The sequence below is a fragment of the uncultured Cedecea sp. genome, from assembly GCF_947498825.1.
GTDB lineage: Bacteria > Pseudomonadota > Gammaproteobacteria > Enterobacterales > Enterobacteriaceae > JGM124.
The window spans coordinates 41,344-57,420 of the sequence record NZ_CANMLV010000008.1 but is presented as its reverse complement, the minus strand read 5'-3'; the positions used below and the strand labels follow the sequence as shown (position 1 = coordinate 57,420).

General features: G+C 50.3%; 14 protein-coding genes. All 14 read left to right on the top strand.

Going from position 1 to position 16,077, the window contains the following annotated elements:
* Window positions 1-22: 22 nt before the first annotated feature.
* The 14 genes from cra (at window position 23) to ftsQ (ending at window position 16,076) form a co-directional block, all read left to right on the top strand.
* On the top strand, window positions 23-1,027 hold the full coding sequence (gene cra / locus Q1A40_RS10950; RefSeq protein ID WP_300000065.1) for a catabolite repressor/activator: 1,005 nt from the start codon (window positions 23-25) through the stop codon (window positions 1,025-1,027).
* Between the two features lie 668 nt (window positions 1,028-1,695).
* Window positions 1,696-2,154 (top strand): division/cell wall cluster transcriptional repressor MraZ, encoded by a 459-nt coding sequence (mraZ, locus tag Q1A40_RS10945; protein WP_300000063.1) that lies wholly within the window; start codon window positions 1,696-1,698, stop codon window positions 2,152-2,154.
* A gap of 5 nt (window positions 2,155-2,159) precedes the next feature.
* Entirely contained in the window at window positions 2,160-3,101 is a 942-nt protein-coding gene (gene rsmH / locus Q1A40_RS10940; protein WP_300000061.1) for a 16S rRNA (cytosine(1402)-N(4))-methyltransferase RsmH, read from the top strand.
* Window positions 3,098-3,469 carry a cell division protein FtsL gene (gene ftsL, locus Q1A40_RS10935; protein WP_300000059.1) on the top strand — a complete coding sequence of 124 codons (372 nt, stop codon included), beginning with the start codon at window positions 3,098-3,100 and terminating at the stop codon, window positions 3,467-3,469. The genes rsmH and ftsL overlap by 4 nt, the downstream gene beginning before the upstream one ends.
* Before the next feature lie 15 nt (window positions 3,470-3,484).
* Window positions 3,485-5,254: a peptidoglycan glycosyltransferase FtsI gene (locus Q1A40_RS10930; RefSeq protein WP_300000057.1), complete on the top strand. Its 1,770-nt coding sequence runs from the start codon at window positions 3,485-3,487 to the stop codon at window positions 5,252-5,254.
* On the top strand, window positions 5,241-6,728 hold the full coding sequence (gene murE / locus Q1A40_RS10925; protein WP_300000055.1) for a UDP-N-acetylmuramoyl-L-alanyl-D-glutamate--2,6-diaminopimelate ligase: 1,488 nt from the start codon (window positions 5,241-5,243) through the stop codon (window positions 6,726-6,728). Before Q1A40_RS10930 ends, murE begins: the two co-directional genes overlap by 14 nt.
* Window positions 6,725-8,083 carry a UDP-N-acetylmuramoyl-tripeptide--D-alanyl-D-alanine ligase gene (gene murF, locus Q1A40_RS10920; RefSeq protein WP_300000054.1) on the top strand — a complete coding sequence of 453 codons (1,359 nt, stop codon included), beginning with the start codon at window positions 6,725-6,727 and terminating at the stop codon, window positions 8,081-8,083. Before murE ends, murF begins: the two co-directional genes overlap by 4 nt.
* The gene (gene mraY / locus Q1A40_RS10915; RefSeq protein ID WP_300000052.1) at window positions 8,077-9,159 is read left to right on the top strand and encodes a phospho-N-acetylmuramoyl-pentapeptide-transferase; all 1,083 of its coding nucleotides are present in this window, start codon (window positions 8,077-8,079) and stop codon (window positions 9,157-9,159) included. Before murF ends, mraY begins: the two co-directional genes overlap by 7 nt.
* A gap of 2 nt (window positions 9,160-9,161) precedes the next feature.
* Window positions 9,162-10,478, top strand: a complete 1,317-nt coding sequence (gene murD / locus Q1A40_RS10910) for a UDP-N-acetylmuramoyl-L-alanine--D-glutamate ligase (RefSeq protein ID WP_300000050.1) — start codon at window positions 9,162-9,164, stop codon at window positions 10,476-10,478.
* Window positions 10,478-11,722: a cell division protein FtsW gene (ftsW, locus tag Q1A40_RS10905; RefSeq protein WP_300000048.1), complete on the top strand. Its 1,245-nt coding sequence runs from the start codon at window positions 10,478-10,480 to the stop codon at window positions 11,720-11,722. Before murD ends, ftsW begins: the two co-directional genes overlap by 1 nt.
* Window positions 11,719-12,783 (top strand): undecaprenyldiphospho-muramoylpentapeptide beta-N-acetylglucosaminyltransferase, encoded by a 1,065-nt coding sequence (gene murG / locus Q1A40_RS10900; RefSeq protein WP_300000046.1) that lies wholly within the window; start codon window positions 11,719-11,721, stop codon window positions 12,781-12,783. Before ftsW ends, murG begins: the two co-directional genes overlap by 4 nt.
* A 69-nt stretch (window positions 12,784-12,852) precedes the next feature.
* Complete coding sequence (gene murC, locus Q1A40_RS10895; RefSeq protein WP_300000044.1) at window positions 12,853-14,328, top strand: UDP-N-acetylmuramate--L-alanine ligase; 1,476 nt, start codon at window positions 12,853-12,855, stop codon at window positions 14,326-14,328.
* Window positions 14,321-15,241, top strand: coding sequence for a D-alanine--D-alanine ligase (locus tag Q1A40_RS10890; protein WP_300000042.1), 921 nt, complete (start codon window positions 14,321-14,323; stop codon window positions 15,239-15,241). The genes murC and Q1A40_RS10890 overlap by 8 nt, the downstream gene beginning before the upstream one ends.
* 1 nt (window position 15,242) lies before the next feature.
* Complete coding sequence (ftsQ, locus tag Q1A40_RS10885; protein ID WP_300000040.1) at window positions 15,243-16,076, top strand: cell division protein FtsQ; 834 nt, start codon at window positions 15,243-15,245, stop codon at window positions 16,074-16,076.
* Window position 16,077 lies beyond the last annotated feature (1 nt).

The window sequence follows — 16,077 nt, the reverse complement described above, 5'->3', positions numbered from 1 at the left end:
ATCTGGTGAGTAAGGGGCTACAGTGAAATTGGATGAAATCGCACGTCTGGCAGGTGTGTCACGTACGACGGCGAGTTATGTTATCAATGGTAAGGCAAAACAGTACCGTGTAAGTGATAAAACCGTTGAAAAAGTCATGGCGGTGGTTCGTGAGCATAACTATCACCCCAATGCGGTGGCAGCCGGTTTACGTGCCGGGCGTACGCGTTCTATTGGTCTGGTTATTCCTGACCTTGAGAATACCAGCTATACCCGCATTGCTAATTATCTGGAAAGACAAGCACGCCAGCGTGGCTATCAGTTGCTTATCGCTTGTTCTGAGGATCAGCCCGATAATGAGATGCGCTGTATTGAGCATCTTTTACAGCGACAAGTTGACGCTATCATTGTTTCTACTTCACTCCCGCCTGAACATCCTTTTTACCAGCGCTGGGCAAAAGACTCTTTTCCTGTTATCGCCCTTGACCGGGCATTAGATCCTGAACATTTTATTAGTGTGGTGGGATCCGATCAGAGTGACGCCGAAATGCTGGCTGCTGAACTACGGACTTTCCCGGTAGAAAATGTCCTGTATCTGGGAGCGTTACCTGAACTTTCAGTGAGTTACTTACGTGAACAAGGTTTCCGTTCTGCCTGGCAGGGAGACACACGTAAAGTCGACTATCTCTATACCAATAGCTATGAGCGTGAAGCCGCTGCTTCGCTTTTTGACAAGTGGCTGGAAACGCATGATATGCCTCAGGCATTATTTACCACCTCATTTCCTCTGCTACAGGGCGTGATGGATGTCACCTTGCGGCGTCATGGTCGTCTGCCTTCCGATCTCGCTATTGCCACCTTTGGTGATAATGAGTTACTCGATTTCTTGCAGTGCCCGGTGCTCGCGGTCGCCCAGCGTCACCGAGATGTTGCTGAAAGAGTGCTTGAACTGGTTCTGGCGAGTCTTGATGAACCGCGTAAACCCAAACCTGGATTGACGCGTATTCGACGTACTCTTTATCGTCGGGGAAGTTTGAGCCGTAATTAGAGGGCGGGGCATAATCGGTAACTTAAAGTACAGCAGCAATATTTTAAGTTGCCGGCAGCCTGACTTTACACAGTGAGCCATCCCGAATTCTGTTTGTGCTCACTTAAATCATTCGGGAATTATCTTAAATGATTTTATGTGTATTTGGGACCAAGACTATTTATTGTTTCTTAATTTTAGCTGTCATTATTTAGCATTGACTAAAACTGACTTTAACGTAAATGAAAAGTTACATTGTATTATTTTGTTACACACATATTGGGGCTAAGATCTAATTATTAGCCATTGGCGAGTAATTACTCATCTGCAACTGCTGCTCAAGCCGCGTCGTATCTGGAATCATCACTGTTTTTAGTGACGAAGAACCGCTAGAATACTGTGGGTATTTTAGACGGAGAAGCTAATACTTTAGCGTCTTTCAATATCTGGGTATTTAACATTATTTGCGCTTATTTTCCTTTTTCTTTCAAATATTCATAACGTTAATTTTCTCATCCGGGCAGAACCTCTGTTGTTTGTCTCTTTAATATCTCATCTGACAAAGAGAATTTATTCTCGCAACAGCCTCAGCCTTGCTTGACAAGCTTTTCCTATGCTCCGTAAACTCCTTATATGTGGGAATTTGTGGGGTAAAGTGGTGAAGTTAGCCACCAGAGGGGGGAAACGGTATGTTCCGTGGGGCAACGCTTGTCAATCTTGACAGCAAGGGACGGCTTGCCGTGCCTACCCGTTATCGGGAACAGCTGATGAGTATCTCTGAAGGCCAGATGGTATGTACCATCGATATCCACCACCCAAGTTTGCTGCTCTATCCTCTTGCTGAATGGGAAATCATTGAGCAGAAGCTTTCTCGTTTATCTAGTATGAATCCCGCAGAACGCCGCGTACAGCGGCTATTGTTGGGCCATGCCAGCGAATGCCAGATGGATAGTGCCGGACGTTTGTTGCTGGTGCCAGTATTGCGCCAGTACGCCGGGTTGACTAAAGAAATAATGCTTGTCGGGCAATTCAATAAATTTGAAATTTGGGATGAAACGGCCTGGCATCAACAGGTCAAGGAAGACATTGACGCTGCACAGATGTCTATGAATGCTCTGTCGGGAAGTCTACAGGATTTGTCATTTTAAATAATATGCAAACTTTTAAACACACAACCGTGTTGCTTGATGAAGCGGTAAATGGTCTGAATATTCGTCCAGATGGTATCTATATTGATGGTACTTTCGGCCGTGGGGGCCATTCACGTCTGATTTTGTCCCAATTAGGTCCGGAAGGACGACTACTGGCAATCGATCGTGACCCACAGGCGATTGCCGCGGCTGAGGCTATTGATGACCCTCGGTTTTCTATTGTTCATGGCCCTTTCTCCTCCCTGGCAACCTATGTTGAAGAACGCGGATTAATCGGCAAGATTGACGGTATTTTACTGGATTTGGGTGTTTCTTCTCCGCAGCTTGATGATGCAGAGCGCGGATTTTCCTTTATGCGTGATGGTCCGCTGGATATGCGTATGGACCCAACGCGTGGCCAGTCGGCAGCCCAATGGCTACAAACAGCGGATGAAGCGGACATCGCCTGGGTGATAAAAACCTACGGTGAGGAACGTTTCGGTAAACGTATCGCCCGCGCTATTGTTGAGCGTAACCGTGAGCTGCCGCCGATCACTCGTACTAAAGAATTAGCGCAAATCGTATCTGAGGCCATGCCGGTTAAAGATAAGTTTAAGCACCCGGCAACCCGTACTTTCCAGGCGATACGCATCTGGGTCAACAGTGAGCTGGACGAAATTGAGCAGGCGCTTAATGGTTCCCTTGAAGTCTTAGCCACGGGAGGGCGGTTATCGATTATCAGTTTCCATTCTCTTGAAGACCGTATTGTGAAGCGTTTTATGCGTGGAAACAGCCGTGGGGCCCAGGTCCCTGCCGGGCTGCCGCTGACCGAAGCACAGCTGAGTAAACTGGGCGGTCGTCAGTTAAAAGCCTTAGGCAAATTGATGCCGGGTGAAGCGGAAATTGCAGAAAATGCCCGGGCTCGTAGTTCAGTATTGCGTATTGCTGAAAGGACTGGTGCATGATTAACCGCGTGGCTGAGTCACTGAGTAAGGTTGCTCAGATTGCTCAGGTGGGAAATCCTGAACGTCATTCACTGCCGGGAGTGATCGGCGGTGATTTACTGCGTAACGGTAAATTACCGCTCTGTTTGTTTGTCGCGATTGTCATTACTGCCGTTGTTGTTGTGACAACTGCGCACAAAACGCGACTACTGACAGCCCAGCGTGAGCAAATGGTGGTGGAACGTGATGCTCTGGATATTGAGTGGCGTAACCTGATTCTGGAAGAAAATGCGCTTGGCGATCATAGCCGCGTCGAACGGATTGCAAAGGACAAATTGCAACTACAGCATGTTGATCCTTCACAGGAAAATATTGTTGTTCAGCAATGAGGAAGTAAGTAGCAGATGAAACTAGCAGTAAGAACGCCGAAATCAAAACGCCCGGAAGTTCAGGCCAACTTTATCAGTTGGCGTTTTGCGTTGCTTTGCGGTTGTATTCTGCTGGCGCTGCTATTACTGATGGGACGCGTTGCCTGGTTACAGGTCATCAATCCGGATATGTTAGTTCGTCAAGGGGATATGCGTTCGCTTCGGGTACAGGAAGTCTCAAGTGTTCGTGGCATGATCAGCGACCGTGCGGGTCGTCCGCTGGCTGTTAGCGTGCCGGTGAATGCCATTTGGGCTGATCCTAAAGAGCTGCATGATGCCGGTGGGATAACTTTGGATAACCGTTGGAAAGCCTTGGCTGATGCACTGAATACGCCGCTTGATCAGCTTGCCACTCGCGTGAACAGCAATCCGAAAAGTCGCTTTATTTATCTGGCTCGTCAGGTCAATCCGGACGTCAGTAACTATATTAAACAACTCAAGCTTCCTGGCATCCATTTACGTCAGGAATCACGTCGTTACTATCCTTCAGGTGAAGTGACTGCTCACTTAATTGGCTTCACCAACGTGGACAGCCAAGGCATTGAAGGGGTTGAAAAAAGCTTCGATAAATGGCTTACCGGCCAGCCCGGCGAACGAGTGGTACGTAAAGACCGTTTCGGACGCGTGATTGAAGATATCTCCTCTACTGACAGCCAGGCTGCGCATAATCTGGCTTTAAGTATCGATGAGCGCCTGCAGGCGCTGGTCTACCGTGAATTAAGTAATGCGGTAGCTTTTAACAAAGCTGAGTCAGGTAGTGCGGTACTGGTAGACGTGAATACCGGTGAAATACTGGCGATGGCAAACAGCCCGTCCTATAACCCTAATAATCTGGCTGATACTGAAAAAGACGTCATGCGTAACCGTACCATCACCGATGTGTTTGAACCGGGTTCAACGGTGAAACCAATGGTGATTATGACGGCACTTCAACGTGGCGTGGTGAATGACAATTCGGTGCTGAATACCATCCCTTACCGTGTGAATGGTCATGAAATCAAAGATGTTGGCCGTTACAGTGAGTTGACACTCACTGGGGTTTTACAGAAGTCGAGTAACGTCGGTGTTTCAAAGCTGGCGTTAGCGATGCCCTCCTCTGCGTTAGTAGATACTTACTCTCGTTTTGGATTTGGGAAAGAGACCAATTTGGGGTTGGTCGGAGAACGCAGTGGCTTATATCCTCAAACACAAAAACGGTGGTCTGACATAGAGAGGGCCACCTTCTCTTTCGGCTATGGGCTAATGGTTACTCCGTTACAGTTAGCGCGAGCCTACGCCACAATCGGCAGTTATGGCATATACCGGCCACTGTCGATAACTAAAGTGGATCCGCCTGTTCCGGGGGAACGTATTTTCCCGGAGGCTACAGTACGTAAAGTGTTGCATATGATGGAAAGCGTTGCTTTACCCGGCGGCGGCGGGGTTAAAGCGGCGATTAAAGGCTACCGTATTGCGATTAAAACCGGTACGGCTAAAAAAGTCGGACCGGATGGTAAGTACATTAATAAATATCTTGCCTATACGGCCGGTATCGCCCCTGCCAGCCACCCACGCTTTGCCTTGGTGGTGGTGATTAACGACCCACAAGCGGGTAAATACTACGGTGGTGCCGTATCAGCCCCAGTCTTTGGTGCCATTATGGGCGGGGTGCTGCGTACCATGAATATTGAGCCGGATGCATTAGCTACCGGAGAAAAAAACGAGTTTGTAATTAATCAGAAAGAGGCATCAGGTGGCAGATCGTAATTTGCATGACCTTCTTGCGCCTTGGGTAGCATCGCTTCCCGCGCGAGCATTACGAGAGATGACACTCGACAGTCGTACAGCGGCTGCGGGCGATCTGTTTGTGGCAATCCTCGGGCATGCGGTAGATGGGCGTCGCTATATCCCGCAAGCTATCGCACAAGGTGTGGCTGCCGTTATTGCCGAAGCTGAAGGTGAGGCGCAAGACGGCGAAGTGCGTGATATGCACGGTGTGCCTGTTATCTATCTCAGCCAGCTTTCACAACGTCTTTCTGCCCTGGCAGGGCGTTTCTATCATGACCCCTCTTCGGTTATGCGTCTGGTTAGTGTCACCGGAACGAACGGAAAAACGACAACCACCCAGCTACTGGCGCAGTGGGCGCAGCGACTCGGTGAAAAAAGTGCCGTAATGGGTACTGTTGGTAATGGCTTGCTCGGGCAAGTTGTCGCCGCGGAAAATACCACCGGATCCGCTGTAGATATTCAGCGTGAGTTAGAGAGTTTACTGGCTCAAGGCGCAACCTTTGGGGCAATGGAAGTCTCGTCCCATGGTCTGGTACAGCACCGGGTTGCTGCGCTGAGTTTTGCTGCCTCAGTGTTTACGAACCTTAGCCGTGATCACCTGGATTATCATGGCACGATGGAAAATTACGCCGCCGCAAAATGGTTGTTATTTTCCAACCATGAGTACGGACAGGCGATTATCAATGTCGACGATGAAATCGGACGTCAGTGGCTCAACCGCTTGCCTGATGCGGTTGCTGTCAGTATGGAAAATACGATTCAGCCGGATTATTCCGGGCGTTGGGTTGCCGCGCGTGACGTTGAGTATCACGATGGCGGGGCCTTGATTCATTTCTCTTCATCCTGGGGCGACGGCAAAATTGATAGCCGCCTGATGGGACCTTTTAACGTCAGTAATTTGTTACTGGCGCTGGCTACGTTACTGGCACTTGGTTATCCGCTGGAAGGATTACTGCAGACTGCCGACCAGTTACAACCGGTTTGTGGTCGTATGGAAGTGTTCCGTGCTGCCGGAAAACCCACTGTAGTGGTGGATTACGCCCATACGCCCGATGCGCTGGAAAAAGCCCTCGCCGCTGCGCGCCTGCATTGTCAGGGCAAACTGTGGTGTGTCTTTGGCTGTGGCGGAGACCGGGATACCGGTAAACGTCCATTAATGGGCGCAATTACTGAACAATATGCCGATATCGCGATAGTGACTGATGATAATCCGCGTACCGAAGATCCCGCAGTTATCGTTGCAGATATTCTGGCAGGGATGGTGGATCCCGGGCTGGCTCGGGTTATTCAGGGGCGAGCGGAAGCCGTTACTGCTGCCATCATGCAGGCAAAAGAGAATGATGTAGTGCTGTTGGCAGGTAAAGGCCATGAAGATTATCAGATTGTTGGCCATCGTCGCCTTGACTACTCTGACCGTAGCACCGCCATGGCATTATTAGGGGGCGCGGTATGATCCCGGTTTCTCTAAAACAGCTCGCGATTATCCTACAAGGGCAGGCATACGGTGCAGACCTCGAAATCACTGAAGTCACGACCGATACCCGCAAACTGACGCCAGGCTGCCTGTTTGTGGCACTGAAGGGTGAACGTTTTGACGCCCATGACTTTGCCGCCGATGCCGTTAAAGCGGGAGCTGGCGCATTGCTGGTCTCTCGTCCGCTTGATATTCCTGTTCCGCAAGTAGTGGTGACGGATACACGTCAGGCTCTTGGAGAGCTAGGTGCATGGGTGCGTCAGCAAGTTCCTGCCCGCGTTGTTGCGCTGACAGGGTCATCAGGTAAAACCTCCGTTAAAGAGATGACTGCGGCGATATTGCGTCACTGCGGTAATACACTCTATACCGCAGGTAACCTGAATAATGATATCGGTGTTCCTCTGACGTTGCTGCGTCTGACCCCGGAATACGACTTTGCCGTTATCGAGCTTGGCGCGAACCATCAGGGGGAAATTGCCTGGACGGTATCATTAACCCGCCCACAAGCTGCGCTAGTGAATAACTTGGCTGCAGCACACCTCGAAGGTTTTGGTTCTCTGGCGGGTGTGGCAAAAGCGAAAGGCGAAATTTTCCAGGGGCTATCCGCAGAGGGCATTGCGATTATTAATGCCGACAGTAATGACTTGTCCGGGTGGCGTCCGTCGTTAACGAACCGAACGGTATGGCAGTTTTCACCGGATACCGAGGGCTGCGATTTCAGCGCGCGCAATATTCAGATCACTGCCAGGGGATGTGAGTTTATCTTGCAAACGCCGGAGGGAACTGTTGCCGTGTCGCTACCTCTACCGGGCCGCCATAACATTGCTAATGCCTTGGCTGCTGCGGCACTGGCTACGGCAGTGGGTGCCCCGCTGGAAGCAATAAAAGCGGGCTTAGGTGACTTGCAACCCGTACCCGGTCGCCTGTTTCCTGTGTGTTTGAATGAACATCAGCAACTGCTGGATGATACCTATAACGCCAATGTCGGTTCGATGACTGCCGCAGTACAGGTTCTGGCAGAAATGCCGGGTTACCGGATACTGGTCGTCGGTGACATGGGCGAGTTGGGTGTTGAAGCAGAGAGCTGCCATCGTCAGGTTGGCGAGGCGGCAAAATTAGCAGCAATCGACAGTGTTTTGAGTGTCGGAGTATTAAGTGAAGCGTTAAGCCATGCCTCTGGTGTGGGTGAACATTTTACCGATAAAAGTGCACTGGTTACACGTTTGAAAGCATTAATCGCCACTCACCCGGAATTAACTATTTTGGTGAAAGGTTCACGTAGTGCGGCTATGGAAGACGTAGTCCGCGCCTTGCAGGAGAAACAAGCATGTTAGTCTGGCTGGCCGAATATCTGGTCAAATATTATTCCGGTTTTCACGTCTTTTCTTATTTGACGTTTCGCGCCATCGTCAGTTTGTTAACGGCTTTATTTATCTCTTTATGGATGGGACCGCGTTTTATCGCCCATTTACAGAAGCTTTCATTCGGACAAGTGGTTCGTCATGACGGCCCTGAGTCGCATTTCAGTAAACGCGGTACCCCGACGATGGGCGGGTTAATGATCCTCGCCTCGATTGTCATTTCGGTACTGATGTGGGCTTACCCTTCTAATCCGTATGTCTGGTGTGTCCTGTTTGTGCTGGTGGGCTACGGTATCGTTGGGTTTGTCGATGATTATCGCAAAGTGGTGCGTAAAGACACCAAAGGACTTATCGCCCGCTGGAAATATTTTTGGATGTCGGTAATTGCTCTGGCCGTTGCGTTCACTATGTATATCGCCGGAAAAGATACCGCAGCGACTCAGCTGGTGGTGCCGTTTTTTAAAGATGTGATGCCGCAGTTAGGGCTGTTTTATGTCTTGCTGGCCTATTTTGTGATTGTCGGTACTGGTAACGCCGTTAACCTGACCGATGGCTTGGATGGTCTGGCAATTATGCCAACCGTATTAGTTGCTGCAGGTTTTGCTTTGGTCGCCTGGGCCACGGGTAACATGAACTTTGCCGGGTATCTGCATATACCTTATCTGCGTCATGCGGGCGAACTCGTGATTGTCTGTACTGCGATTGTCGGTGCGGGATTAGGGTTCCTCTGGTTCAACACCTATCCGGCACAAGTCTTTATGGGGGATGTGGGTTCGCTGGCTCTTGGTGGGGCATTAGGAACGATCGCGGTTCTGCTGCGTCAGGAGTTTTTGCTGGTGATTATGGGCGGCGTATTTGTGGTGGAAACGCTGTCGGTGATTTTGCAGGTCGGTTCTTTCAAATTACGCGGACAGCGTATTTTCCGTATGGCACCTATCCACCACCACTATGAATTGAAAGGCTGGCCAGAACCACGAGTGATTGTGCGTTTCTGGATTATTTCTCTGATGCTGGTGCTCATTGGCCTGGCAACGTTGAAGGTACGCTAATCATGGCTGACTATCAGGGTAAAAACGTCGTTATTATCGGATTGGGTCTGACCGGCCTGTCTTGTGTTGATTTCTTCGTTTCACGCGGGGTATTTCCGCGCGTGATGGATACCCGCGCCACGCCACCAGGTATTAACCATTTACCCGAGCAGGTTGAGTGCCATACCGGTTCATTACAGCAAGAATGGTTGCTGAATGCTGATTTAATTGTTGCCAGCCCGGGTATGGCATTAGCGCATCCGACATTAGCGGCAGCGGCCGATGCGGGGGTTGAAATTGTCGGTGATATCGAACTATTTTGCCGCGAAGTGCAGGCGCCAGTTGTGGCGGTGACGGGATCAAATGGTAAAAGTACTGTCACGACGATGGTCGGTGAAATGGCCAAAGCTGCGGGGGTTAACGTCGGCGTCGGCGGCAATATCGGTCAGCCAGCATTGAAACTGTTGGAAAATGCCTGCGATCTGTATGTCATTGAACTGTCGAGCTTTCAACTGGAAACAACCTACAGCCTGAAAGCAGCGGCGGCGACTATCCTCAATGTCACTGAAGATCATATGGACAGGTATCCATCAGGGCTGGGTCAGTATCGTTCGGCCAAATTACGTATCTACGACCAGGCGAAAGTCTGTGTCGTGAATGCTGACGATGCCCTGACTTTGCCCCCGGACGGAGCAGATACACGCTGTGTCAGCTTTGGCATTAATGCAGGCGACTACCATCTTACCCAACAGCAAGGCGATGTCTGGCTGCAGGCTAAAGGTGAAAAAGTCCTTAGCAGTAAAGAGATGAAGCTAGTCGGTCAGCATAATTATACCAATGCGCTTGCTGCCCTGGCACTGGCTGATGCGGTCGGTCTGCCACGTTCGAGCAGTCTTAACGCATTGATGCAGTTTGGTGGTCTGGCTCACCGTTTCCAGTTGGCGTTGGACAATAAGGGCGTACGCTGGATTAATGACTCTAAAGCCACCAATGTCGGTAGCACCGAAGCGGCGTTGAATGGTCTGCACGTTGACGGAACGCTGTATCTACTCCTGGGGGGGGATGGAAAGTCCGCGGATTTTGCACCGCTGTCCCCTTATCTACAGGCTGATAATATTCGACTCTATTGTTTTGGTCGTGATGCCGCGGAACTGGTGGCTTTACGACCTGAAATCGCCCATCAGACTGAAACAATGGAACAGGCTATTCAATTGTTAGCAGGGCAGCTTAAAGCCGGTGATATGGTGCTGCTGTCGCCTGCCTGTGCCAGCTTGGATCAGTTTAAAAGCTTTGAACAGCGTGGTGACGTTTTTACCCGCCTTGCGAAGGAGTTTGGCTAATGCGATTGCCTCTCCCCCGTTTGCGTCTGCCCCGGTTGCCAGGATTCGGTTTCTTGGTTTGGGCTGTGTCGCCATTAAAAGGGTGGATCATGGGCACCAGCGATGCAGAGGCTAATAGCAGATTACTCTACGATCGCACCTTACTGTGGTTAACCCTTGGTCTGACTGCCATAGGTTTTGTCATGGTCACTTCAGCTTCCATGCCGGTGGGACAGCGACTGGCAAACGATCCGTTTTTATTTGCCAAGCGTGATGGGCTTTATATTACTCTGGCCTTTGTGCTGTCGATGATAACGCTACGTCTGCCGATGGGGTTCTGGCAGCGATACAGTACGGCTATGCTTCTGGCATCTATGGGGATGCTTGTGATAGTGCTCGTCGTGGGTAGCTCGGTCAATGGTGCTTCACGCTGGATTTCCATCGGACCATTGCGCATCCAGCCTGCAGAGCTGTCCAAGCTCGCACTGTTCTGTTATCTCTCGAACTACTTGGTACGTAAAGTGGATGAGGTGCGTAATAACCTGCGCGGCTTCCTGAAACCGATGGGCGTTATTCTTGTTATGGCGCTGCTATTGCTGGCCCAGCCTGATCTTGGAACGGTAGTCGTACTGTTTGTTACCACCCTTGCGATGTTGTTTCTGGCCGGCGCTAAACTTTGGCAATTTATTGCCATTATCTGTTCCGGTGTCGCCGCGGTGGTGATGCTGATCCTTGCTGCTCCTTATCGTGTTCGTCGTGTGACCTCTTTCTGGAATCCATGGGATGATCCTTTTGGTAGCGGTTACCAGTTGACCCAGTCACTGATGGCTTTTGGTCGCGGTGAAATGTGGGGCCAGGGTCTGGGGAATTCAGTGCAGAAGCTGGAGTATTTACCCGAAGCCCATACCGACTTTATCTTCTCCATTCTGGCTGAGGAGATGGGATATATCGGTGTGGTGATTGCGCTTTTAATGGTATTCTGCGTGGCTTTTCGTGCTATGTCGATCGGTAAACGCGCCTTGGAAATTGACCAGCGGTTTGCCGGTTTTCTGGCTTGTTCCATTGGTATCTGGTTTAGCTTCCAGGCGCTGGTTAACGTGGGGGCGGCATCGGGCATGTTACCGACTAAAGGTTTGACACTACCGCTGATAAGTTATGGTGGTTCCAGTTTACTGATAATGTCTACCGCCATTATGTTGCTATTAAGAATTGATTATGAAACTCGTCTGGCGAAAGCACAGGCGTTTACACGGAGCGCCAAATGACAGGCAAATCAAAACGGTTAATGGTAATGGCCGGAGGAACAGGAGGGCACGTGTTCCCGGGGCTGGCTGTTGCACATCATTTGATTGCTCAAGGCTGGCAGGTTCGCTGGTTAGGTACTCGCGATCGCATGGAAGCTGACCTGGTTCCTCGCCATGGTATCGAAATCGATTTTATTCGAATTTCTGGTCTGCGTGGGAAAGGCATCAAGGCGCAGTTAATGGCGCCGCTACAAATTTTTAAAGCCTGGCGTCAGGCTCGGGCCATCATGAAAGCCTGGAAACCCGATGTTGTACTGGGTATGGGCGGCTATGTCTCAGGACCCGGTGGGCTGGCTGCATGGTCGCTCGGTATTCCTGTGGTACTGCATGAGCAGAACGGTATTGCCGGGCTGACGAATAAATGGCTGGCAAAAATCGCCAGCAAAGTGATGCAGGCATTTCCTGGGGCCTTTCCTGAGGCTGATGTCGTGGGAAATCCGGTACGAACAGATGTGCTGGCCTTACCGCTTCCGGAACAGCGCTTTGCCGAGCGAGAGGGGCCGTTACACGTGTTGGTGGTCGGTGGTTCGCAAGGTGCACGGATACTGAATCAGATTATGCCGCAGGTTGCTGGGCGACTGGCAGAGCATATTACTCTCTGGCATCAAACCGGCAAGGGAGGACTGGACTCGGTACAACAGGCTTATGGTGATATTGCTTCGCAGCATAAAATTACTGAGTTCATTGATGATATGGCGGCGGCTTATGCCTGGGCTGATGTGGTTGTCTGCCGTTCCGGCGCGCTGACCGTGAGTGAAATCGCGGCAGCCGGATTACCTGCACTCTTTGTGCCTTTCCAGCATAAAGACAGACAGCAGTACTGGAATGCACTGCCGCTGGAAAAGGCAGGAGCAGCCACTATCCTTGAGCAGCCACAATTTACTGTAGATAACGTAACGGCCACGCTTTCGGGTTGGGATCGTGAAACTTTATTGGTCATGGCACAACGTGCTCGGGCAGCATCGATTCCTGATGCGACCGAACGGGTCGCGAAAGAAGTTGCTGCCGTGGCTGGAAAATAATCTTTGTGGGTAGCCAAAGGCTCCCATGATTTTGATGTAATGACGGAATACCGTCCTCAGGTTTAGAGAATGAATACACAACAACTGGCGAAACTGCGTTCAATCGTGCCCGAGATGCGTCGCGTCCGGCATATTCACTTTGTTGGTATCGGCGGCGCTGGTATGGGTGGTATTGCTGAGGTTCTGGCTAACGAAGGCTATCAGATCAGCGGCTCCGATCTGGCTCCGAATCCGGTCACACAACAGTTGTCAGCACTGGGAGCAACAATTTATTTCAATCATCGCCCTGAGAATGTGCGCGATGCGAGCGTTGTTGTAATGTCCAGCGCAATTTCGGCGGATAATCCTGAAATTGTTGCAGCCCATGAAGCGCGTATTCCGGTTATTCGCCGGGCAGAAATGCTGGCTGAGTTGATGCGTTTTCGTCATGGTATCGCAATTGCCGGCACTCACGGTAAGACCACCACGACGGCAATGGTATCCAATATTTATGCCGAAGCCGGTCTTGATCCGACCTTTGTTAACGGCGGTCTGGTGAAGGCGGCGGGAACACATGCGCGCCTGGGCAATAGCCGTTACCTGATTGCAGAAGCCGACGAGAGCGATGCGTCATTCCTGCACTTGCAGCCGATGGTGTCAGTGGTGACGAATATTGAAGCCGACCATATGGATACCTACCAAGGCGACTTTGAGATCTTAAAGCAGACCTTTATCAGTTTTCTGCACAATTTGCCCTTCTATGGTCGTGCAGTGATGTGTGTGGATGATCCGGTGATTCGTGAGCTGTTGCCACGTGTCGGGCGTCAAACCACAACCTATGGTTTTAGTCCAGATGCTGATGTGCGTGTTGAAAATTATCGTCAGTCCGGAGCTCAGGGCTACTTTACAGTGGTACGCCAGGATAAACCGGTACTTGAAGTCGTACTGAATGCTCCGGGGCGTCACAATGCCTTAAATGCGACGGCAGCGATTACGGTCGCAACCGAAGAAGGAATTGACGATGCAGCTATCCTGAGAGCGCTGGAAAACTTCCAGGGAACCGGACGCCGTTTTGATTTCTTGGGTGAGTTTGACCTTGAGGCCGTTAACGGTAAATCTGGTAAGGCAGTGTTAGTGGATGACTATGGGCATCACCCAACAGAAGTGGATGTCACCATTAAAGCTGCGCGTGCGGGCTGGCCGGATAAGAATTTGGTCATGATCTTTCAACCTCATCGCTATACACGTACGCGTGATTTATATGATGATTTTGCCAGCGTCTTATCACAGGTTGATGTGTTACTGATGCTGGATGTTTATGCAGCCGGTGAGCCCGTGATCCCCGGAGCTGACAGCCGTTCGTTATGCCGTACTATCCGTAGCCGCGGTAAGGTCGATCCTATTTTGGTCTCTGAGCATGGTGATGTTCCTGAGATGCTGGCTCCGATGCTGTCTGGCAACGATCTGATCCTCGTACAGGGAGCAGGTAACATCGGTAAGCTTGCGAAATACCTATCAGAGATCAAACTCCAGCCTCAAAAAAAAGAGGATGACCATTATGGCTGATAAAATAGCGGTGCTGTCAGGTGGTTCTTCTGCTGAACGTGAGGTCTCTCTGGAGTCCGGCAAAGCGGTTCTGGCGGGTCTGAGGGAAGCGGGTATTGATGCCGTGGCTTTTGACCCACAGTCACGTCCGGTGACAGAATTAAAAGCATTGGGATTTGATAGAGTCTTTATCGCTCTACATGGTCGTGGCGGCGAAGACGGCACTCTTCAGGGATTACTGGAGATGATGCAGATCCCTTATACCGGAAGTGGTGTGATGGCTTCGGCCATCACCATGGATAAACTGCGTACCAAACTGCTGTGGCAGGGGGCTGGGCTTCCGGTAGCTGCCGGGGTAACAGTACGTCGTGATGAGTGGAGTCAAGAGCTTACTGATGCCCAATTGAGTAGTATTAAGGCTTTAGGTTTACCGGTTATTGTGAAACCTAACCGCGAAGGCTCAAGTGTTGGTATGTCAAAAGTCGATAGCCTTGACGCGCTGGCTGAAGCTCTAACACAAGCCTTTAAGCATGACGTTGAAGTGCTGATTGAAAAGTGGTTAAGCGGACCTGAATATACCGTTGCGGTACTGGGAAATAATATTTTACCTCCAATATGTATTCAACCGGCAGGAATCTTCTACGATTATAATGCTAAGTATATATCCGATCAGACAAAATATTTATGTCCGACCGGTTTAAGTGTACAAAAAGAACAAGAGTTACAGAACTTGGTTTTACAAGCCTGGAATGTTTTAGGATGCAGTGGCTGGGGACGCGTGGACGTAATGCAGGACAGTGACGGTCAATTTTATCTGTTGGAGGTCAATACCTCTCCAGGGATGACGAGCCATAGCCTGGTACCAATGGCTGCACGACAGGCAGGAATAACCTTCTCGGAGCTGGTGGTTCGTATTCTGGCGCTGGCTGATTGATATGTCGCAGGCTGCACTGAATTCGCGTCAGCGACCAGAAGAAGGTCACGGTCCACGTCACAGTAACGGTTCGCGCCTGGCGGGAATTATTTTTCTGTGTATTGTGTTACTGACGATTATTGTCGGGACTTTTATGGTGGTGAACTGGATGGAGGATGCCCAGCGATTACCACTTTCGAAGCTGGTCGTCACTGGAGAGCGACACTACACGCGTAATGATGATATCAGGCAGTCTATTTTGTCATTGGGGCCTCCTGGTACTTTTATGACTCAGGATGTCAATATTATTCAGCAGCAGATAGAACGTTTACCCTGGATAAAACAGGCTAGTGTAAGAAAGCAATGGCCTGATAAATTAAAGATTCATCTGGTTGAATTTGTGCCCATTGCACGTTGGAATGATCAGAATATGATCGACATGCAAGGTAATGCGTTTAGCGTCCCGGCCGCTCGTAATAACGGACAGCAGAATTTACCGAAGTTATCGGGCCCGGAAGGGAGCGAAAATGAAGTACTACAAGGTTACCGGGATATGGGCAGTGTCCTGGCAAAAGATAACTTTACCTTGAAAGCTGTCGCCATGACGGCGCGTCGTTCCTGGCAGTTGACGTTAAATAATGGCATACAACTTAATCTTGGTCGGGGAGAAACAATGAAACGTTTAGCGCGTTTTGTTGAACTCTACCCACTGCTTGAGCAACAGGCGCAGACGGATAACAAAAAGATAACCTACGTTGATTTGCGTTATGACTCAGGTGCAGCGGTCGGATGGGAGGCACTTCCGGACCCGGATCCTAATTTGGACAAGCAACAGAATCAGGCACAGGTAGAATAAT

Coding starts and splice junctions, on each gene's coding strand:
- mraZ (WP_300000063.1), top strand. CDS start 1,696: ATGTTCCGTGGGGCAACGCTTGTCAATCTTGACAGCAAGGGACGGCTT.
- rsmH (WP_300000061.1), top strand. CDS start 2,160: ATGCAAACTTTTAAACACACAACCGTGTTGCTTGATGAAGCGGTAAAT.
- ftsL (WP_300000059.1), top strand. CDS start 3,098: ATGATTAACCGCGTGGCTGAGTCACTGAGTAAGGTTGCTCAGATTGCT.
- Q1A40_RS10930 (WP_300000057.1), top strand. CDS start 3,485: ATGAAACTAGCAGTAAGAACGCCGAAATCAAAACGCCCGGAAGTTCAG.
- murF (WP_300000054.1), top strand. CDS start 6,725: ATGATCCCGGTTTCTCTAAAACAGCTCGCGATTATCCTACAAGGGCAG.
- mraY (WP_300000052.1), top strand. CDS start 8,077: ATGTTAGTCTGGCTGGCCGAATATCTGGTCAAATATTATTCCGGTTTT.
- murD (WP_300000050.1), top strand. CDS start 9,162: ATGGCTGACTATCAGGGTAAAAACGTCGTTATTATCGGATTGGGTCTG.
- ftsW (WP_300000048.1), top strand. CDS start 10,478: ATGCGATTGCCTCTCCCCCGTTTGCGTCTGCCCCGGTTGCCAGGATTC.
- murG (WP_300000046.1), top strand. CDS start 11,719: ATGACAGGCAAATCAAAACGGTTAATGGTAATGGCCGGAGGAACAGGA.
- murC (WP_300000044.1), top strand. CDS start 12,853: ATGAATACACAACAACTGGCGAAACTGCGTTCAATCGTGCCCGAGATG.
- Q1A40_RS10890 (WP_300000042.1), top strand. CDS start 14,321: ATGGCTGATAAAATAGCGGTGCTGTCAGGTGGTTCTTCTGCTGAACGT.
- ftsQ (WP_300000040.1), top strand. CDS start 15,243: ATGTCGCAGGCTGCACTGAATTCGCGTCAGCGACCAGAAGAAGGTCAC.